The organism is Fretibacterium sp. (assembly GCF_057312375.1).
In genome coordinates, this window is sequence record NZ_DBHLDX010000038.1 from 11,813 (window position 1) to 17,772 (window position 5,960).

General features: G+C 59.8%; 8 protein-coding genes. 2 read left to right on the plus strand and 6 right to left on the minus strand.

What is annotated here, in order from left to right; genetic code table 11:
* Window positions 1–28: 28 nt before the first annotated feature.
* Window positions 29–1,948: an ATP-dependent zinc metalloprotease FtsH gene (gene ftsH / locus ACO41U_RS06965; RefSeq protein ID WP_485942664.1), complete on the plus strand. Its 1,920-nt coding sequence runs from the start codon at window positions 29–31 to the stop codon at window positions 1,946–1,948.
* A gap of 112 nt (window positions 1,949–2,060) precedes the next feature.
* Here ftsH and ACO41U_RS06970 read toward each other — a convergent pair whose 3' ends face one another.
* The 3 genes from ACO41U_RS06970 to ACO41U_RS06980 all read right to left on the minus strand — a co-directional run bounded on the left by ACO41U_RS06970 (window position 2,061) and on the right by ACO41U_RS06980 (window position 3,795).
* Entirely contained in the window at window positions 2,061–3,056 is a 996-nt protein-coding gene (locus ACO41U_RS06970; RefSeq protein WP_485942666.1) for a hypothetical protein, read from the minus strand.
* Window positions 3,057–3,178: 122 nt separating this feature from the next.
* On the minus strand, window positions 3,179–3,487 hold the full coding sequence (locus ACO41U_RS06975) for a hypothetical protein (protein WP_485942668.1): 309 nt from the start codon (window positions 3,485–3,487) through the stop codon (window positions 3,179–3,181).
* On the minus strand, window positions 3,484–3,795 hold the full coding sequence (locus tag ACO41U_RS06980; RefSeq protein ID WP_485942670.1) for a BrnT family toxin: 312 nt from the start codon (window positions 3,793–3,795) through the stop codon (window positions 3,484–3,486). Before ACO41U_RS06980 ends, ACO41U_RS06975 begins: the two co-directional genes overlap by 4 nt.
* Window positions 3,796–3,845: 50 nt before the next feature.
* Between ACO41U_RS06980 and ACO41U_RS06985 the strand changes: the two genes are divergently transcribed.
* Complete coding sequence (locus ACO41U_RS06985; protein WP_485942672.1) at window positions 3,846–4,166, plus strand: hypothetical protein; 321 nt, start codon at window positions 3,846–3,848, stop codon at window positions 4,164–4,166.
* On the opposite strand, the gene ACO41U_RS06990 is transcribed toward ACO41U_RS06985, so the two are convergent.
* The 3 genes from ACO41U_RS06990 to ACO41U_RS07000 are packed head-to-tail and all read right to left on the minus strand — an operon-like array spanning window position 4,156 to window position 5,829.
* Window positions 4,156–4,509: a thioredoxin family protein gene (locus tag ACO41U_RS06990; RefSeq protein WP_485942674.1), complete on the minus strand. Its 354-nt coding sequence runs from the start codon at window positions 4,507–4,509 to the stop codon at window positions 4,156–4,158. The genes ACO41U_RS06985 and ACO41U_RS06990 overlap by 11 nt on opposite strands.
* Before the next feature lie 16 nt (window positions 4,510–4,525).
* On the minus strand, window positions 4,526–5,524 hold the full coding sequence (locus ACO41U_RS06995; protein WP_485942676.1) for a permease: 999 nt from the start codon (window positions 5,522–5,524) through the stop codon (window positions 4,526–4,528).
* Window positions 5,521–5,829: an ArsR/SmtB family transcription factor gene (locus ACO41U_RS07000; RefSeq protein WP_485942678.1), complete on the minus strand. Its 309-nt coding sequence runs from the start codon at window positions 5,827–5,829 to the stop codon at window positions 5,521–5,523. The genes ACO41U_RS06995 and ACO41U_RS07000 overlap by 4 nt, the downstream gene beginning before the upstream one ends.
* Window positions 5,830–5,960: the final 131 nt, after the last annotated feature.

A 5,960-nucleotide genomic window follows, 5' to 3' on the forward strand; every position in this document is an offset into this window, starting at 1 on the left:
AAAACGGCGAAAACTATGGAGGAACCGGATGAATAAGGGGCAGAAGTTCTCCGCGGGTTATTTTCTGGTGGCGCTCGTCCTGGCGTGGCTCTTTGCGGACCTCGTCTATAAGCCCTACATGGAGAGCAGGACGGAGGTGCCGTACAGCACGTTTCTGGCGGACCTCGAGAATGGAGCTATCGACGAGGTCGATCTGGCGGCGGAGCGCATCGTGTACAGGCTGAAGGCCGTCAGCTCCGACCTCAACGACCGGCCCGTCGTGGGCGGGATCATCCTCGACCGCAGCCCCGCCCCGGTCGTTCGGAACGTCGTGCGAGTCCTCGACCCGCTCCTGGTGGAGAAGCTCGCCAGCGCGGACGTCACCTTCGGCGGCGTGGCGCAGCAGGGCGCCATCCTGGACACGGTCCTCGGCGTGCTCCTGCCCTTCCTGCCCCTGCTCCTGCTCTGGTACTTCATCTTCAAGCGGATGAGCGGCGGCAGCGGCAGCGTGCTCTCCTTCGGCCGCAGCAAGGCCCAGGAGCTGCAGGGCGAGATGACGGGGGTCCACTTCAAGGACCTGGGCGGCGTGGGCGAGGCGGAGGTGGAGCTTCGGGAGATCATCGACTTCCTGAAGGAGCCTGAGCGGTACAATCGGTTCGGTGCGAAGCTGCCGAAGGGCGTCCTCCTGGTGGGGCCGCCCGGCACGGGCAAGACGATGCTGGCCAAGGCCACGGCGGGCGAGGCGGGCGTGCCCTTCTTCTTCATCACGGGGTCCAGCTTCGTCGAGATGTTCGTCGGCGTCGGCGCGGCGCGGGTGCGCGACATGTTCGAGCAGGCCAAGAAGAAGGCGCCCTGCATCATCTTCATCGACGAGATCGACGCCATCGGGCAGTCCCGCGCTCTCTCCATGACGGGCAACAGCGAACAGGAGAACACCCTGAACCAGCTCCTGGCGGAGATGGACGGCTTCACGCCCAACACGGGCGTCGTCATCATGGCGGCGACGAACCGTCCGGAGATCCTGGACCAGGCGCTGCTGCGCCCGGGGCGCTTCGACCGCCAGATTCAGGTGGTGCTCCCGACGGAGGAAGGGCGGCAGGAGATCCTTCAAATCCATACGCGGGAGATTCCGTTGGACGACAGCGTAAACCTCAAGGCGCTGGCGAAGGTGACCCCCGGCTTTTCGGGGGCGGACCTGGCGAACATCGCCAACGAGGCGGCGCTCATGGCGGTGCGCCGCAAGGCGGAGAAGGTGTCCGCTCAGGACTTCGACCTGGCCATCGAGCGCGTGGTGGCGGGCCTGCAGCGCAGGACCCCCCTGACGCCCGCGGTGCGGCGGCGGGTGGCCTACCACGAAACGGGCCACGCTCTGGCGGCCTGCTTCCTGCCCGGCACGGACCCGGTACATCGGGTCAGCATCATCCCGACGGCCCGGGGCGCCCTGGGCTACACCATGCAGATGCCGACGGAGGACCAGTACATCGTGGGGGAGGCGGAGCTGCAGTCGCGCCTGGCGGTGCTGCTGGGCGGCCGGGCGGCGGAGCTTTTGATCTTCCAGGAGCCCTCCACGGGGGCCTCCAACGACCTGGAGCGCGCCACGGAGACGGCGCGGCGCATGGTGACGGAGTTCGGCATGTCGAGCCGCTTGGGGCCGGTGCGCTACGCCGGACGCGCCATGACCTACCTGCACAATGAGGCCGAGAGCCGCACGGACCTGGGCAGCAGCACCTTCGAGACGATCGACGAGGAGATCCGCCGCCTGGTGAGCGGGGCGCAGGAGAGGGCGGTGGAGCTTCTGAAGGCCCACGAGGCGACGCTGCACGAGGCGGCGCGCGTGCTTCAGGAGAAGGAGGCCATCACGGGCGACGAGATACGGGAGATCATCCGGCGCGTGGAGGGCTCCGCCCCGGACGTGGAGAAGCCCGCGGGGCCAGCCACGGACGTTTCATCTGAGGGCGATAAGGCCTGAGGGGGTTCGCCGTTCGTCAAGGCGCAAACGTCAAGGCGGGAGGAAGGAGCGCTCAGCCCTTCCTCCCGCCTTAATGTAAGGTACAGGAATTTGCGGTGATTTAGAATTGGAATCAGGTGAGGCGGTAGATGGAATGGGCCGCGAAGGGCAGGATATCCCATATCGTCTCCGCCTGCCCTCCTGGGTAGTCCCGCAGCCCTTCGAGGCTGACGCTCCACAGCTCCAGGGGCGCCGCAGGCCCCGGAAGGGCCTCGGCGATCGGGCTCAGCAGCTTCGCGCAGCGCTCTGCGTCCCGCTCCTCCTCAAAGGCAAAGAGAAGCCAGTTGACGCCGTCCTGATCCATCGCGTCCAGGTCCACGTAGCCCGGAAGGTAGAGCCGCCTGAGCATCGTCAGGAACATCTGGAACTCCCCGACCTTTTCCAGGTATTGGGGCAGGTTCTCCGGCGCGGGGGGAGGCATGAAGGCAAAGAGGAAATGGTCGGCGTTGAACAGGCCGCAGGGGTCCGCGGGGAGGGGCGGGAACTTCGCGTAGGCCTGAAAGTCGTAGCGGCTCTTGTACAGCAGGTCGAACTCCACCTCCCGCAGGCCGGGGGCGTTCGCCGCGAGCCACGCGCGGACCTCCTCCGCGTTCGGCATGGGCTGGGTTCGAGCGGCTGCCCCCGTTTCCGGGAAGTCCTCGGCCATCTTCCTGAAGACGGGCGCGTCCTGGTAACGCCAGACCGGAGCGGCCTCGTCCATGACGAAGAGGTCCTCTCCCCTGACGTCGGGCAGCGCGAACCGGAACGGGGCGACGTACTCCTTCACCCCCCATCGCTGAAGGTGCCGCTTGTCCAGGAGCAGCATCAGCTCCCCCCATCGGGCGGCCCGCTTCCTGTCCGGGGCCTCCCCCGGCCTGGAGGGCAGGCAGGCCTCGCCCGCGAGCTTCAAAAACGCCTCCCTGCCCGCCGGCGACAGGCTGTAGACGCCCTCTCCGAACTCCAAGAGCCCCTCGCGCGTCAGGTCGTCGGCTGCCGTCCGGTCCAGCTCCGCCAGGGCCAGCATCGCGGGCGTCCAGCAGGGATACCGTTCGTCAAAGGACAACAGCAACCCTTCCATGCTTTGTTCCATCACACGTCGCCTCCTCGATCGGTTCTCTCAGGCTCCCGTTCCGTCGTATCGAATCCATCGTACCGTTTTCGAGGGCCCTCACGGAACGGTCAAGGGTTGACCGCTGCCCCCCGCCTGGCGCTTCAGATCGAAACGTTACCGTATTCCGCAGGAACGTCCTCTGGGGGCCGTGACGACGGCGTGTGCGCGATCAGCGCCTCTGCGGCGGCGCTGTCGCTGCCCCCTTTGCCGCACATTATACGTGTAAGTGCCGCAAGATTACGCTGGCCGACCTCGCGGAAATAATCCCCGCCGCGGCGGAAACGCTTCAGCTCCTCGTCGGTTGTCGCCGGAATGTCCGAGAAGTCTATGTCCTCATCCCGAACCGTGCGCAAAGCCGCGATGGCTTCCTTCCGGCTGCGTGGATAGTCACTTGGATAATTGTCGCTCATACGCCTCTCTCCCTTCTTTCCGCCACCCCGGCAGAAATGATACGAATCAGCTCAATACCGTTCCAGTCTTCACGTTCGACGTACACGACAAACAATGACTTTGAGAAATCGGCGATGGCCCCGGTTATTCTACGGCGTGGTTCCGTGCCGTCGTGAAGCTCATCGGGCAGGTCCATAGCGTTCTCGTCAAAAAACACTTCAGCGGCAAGCTCAAACGTCACTTTATGCTTACGCCAATTCGCTACGGCCTTCTCATCGTCCCACGTAAAAAACAAGCCACCCAAAGCATACTTGATCTCGTCTTTCATGTGTCATCCAACCTGCATCGCGGCATGGGGTCCTGCGACGAATTCCTGATTTGTACGCCAAGCTGACGGATATCTTCGAGCGGCTGCGCAATGTCCTTCACGGACGCATCTTGCCTCAAGTACTCTCGAAATTATATCGGCGTCTGCCGGCGCTTCAGATCGAACGTTACCGTATTCCGCAGGCACGTCCTTCAGGGGCCGCGGCGACGACGCGCATCCTCCCCGCCTCCCCTCGTGATCCTGCGGCTCCCTTTAACCATTATATCCCGGTGTCCCGCGAACGTGCGGACGTTCTTTGGGGCATCTGGCGTCCGGATCGGCTTTTGCTTCTTGCGATGTACAATCCGGCGAGCTTTTATATTACGCTTTAACCCTCTTCAGAATGGCGATAACTTCGTCCTTTTTCAGCACCTTGCCGTAGGACATGACCTGTCCGTCCACTACCAGCGCAGGTGTGGTCATCACACCGTAGGCGGCGATCTTCTCAAAATCACGAACATGGTTGATGGTCGTATCCATACCAAGCTCGGTCAATGCTTCCAAGGTGGCTGCTTCCAACGTATTGCATTTGGCGCATCCGCCGCCGAGAATTTTGACCCCGTTCTGCTTCTTCTCACTCTCTGCCGCCTGCATGGGACCCGGTGTGCAGTTGTCGCCGCGACAACAAGTCGGCTTCACTTCTTCTTTTTTCTTGTCAAATCCGAAAAACGACATGATAGGTGTCCTCCCATTAAATGATATAACCTTGAAACAGATTAAACAAATAGCCTACAAGTATAATTCCCACGGCACAAATGGTAACAAACACACTTAAAAGCTCAGGCTTCACTGCTTTGCGCAACATGATCATGGATGGCAGTGACAGAGTAGTCACCCCCATCATAAAGGCAAGTACCGTCCCAAGTTGAGCGCCCTTTGCCAGCAGCGCTTCCGCGATGGGGATTGTCCCAAAAATGTCCGCATACATGGGAATACCGATGATCGTTGCCAGAATTACACCAAATGGATTGTTGCTTCCGAGAACGGTCACGACCCAGCTTTCCGGAATCCAGTTGTGGATCACTGCACCGATGCCAACACCAACAAGGATATACGGGAGCACCTTCTTGAAGGTTTCCGCTACCTGATCCTTGGCGTAGACCAGCCGTTCTTTTTGTGTGAGAGTTGGGGAAGCGATGTCGATAGTGCTTGCTTTGCGGATGAATTCCTCCACCTGGCTTTCCGAGCACAATTTCTCAATCAGCGTTCCACCCGCAACGGCGATGACAAGTCCGAGAACAACGTAGAGAACAGCGACTTTCACGCCGAAGATGCTCATCAATAGTACTAGACTGCCGAGATCGACCATAGGAGAGGAGATCAGAAATGAGAATGTTACGCCCAGCGGGAGACCGGCACTGGTAAAACCGATAAACAGCGGAATGGATGAGCAGGAGCAGAACGGTGTGACCGTACCCAGCAGCGCTGCAATGCAATTTGCCCAAACGCCGTGAAAGCGTCCCATGATCTTCTTGCTGCGTTCCGGCGGGAAATAACTTTGAATGTAAGAAATCGCATAAATCAGTACACAGAGCAGAAACGTGATTTTGACGACGTCATAGAGGAAGAATTGAACACTTCCGCCGATCCGCCCGGTAGTGTCTAAGCCGAGTGCACTCAAAAAAGTCCCGATGAGCGCGTTCAGCCATTTCATGCCTAATATCTGATTTGTGATAAACTCGCCGATCAAAAGCAACACCCGCTTTCGTAGCCTGAGCCAGGAACGCAGCAGATCAGATCGTCAATAAATTTTTTGAAATGGGTCAAGGTCTCGCAGTTCAAAGAATAGTGCTGCCATTTGCCATCCTTCCAGGCGTTCACAAGTCCGCACTCCACCAGAATTTTCATGTGATGGGAAAGGGTCGGTTGTGTGATCTCGAAGCGTTCCAACAGCTTGCAGCCGCATTTTTCTCCGCCAGAGAGCATTTTCATGATCTCCAATCGGTTGCTGTCGCCTAAAGCCTTGCAGATCAGGGCTACATCCATAGAGTTCATATCAGTCACCTCACATTGATCATTATCTATGTAAATATTGTAGCGAACACATAGATGAATGTCAATGCTTCTGGATTAGGGCGTGTCATCGATTGACAAAATTTGGATAGTGACAGTAAAGTAGTCCCCAG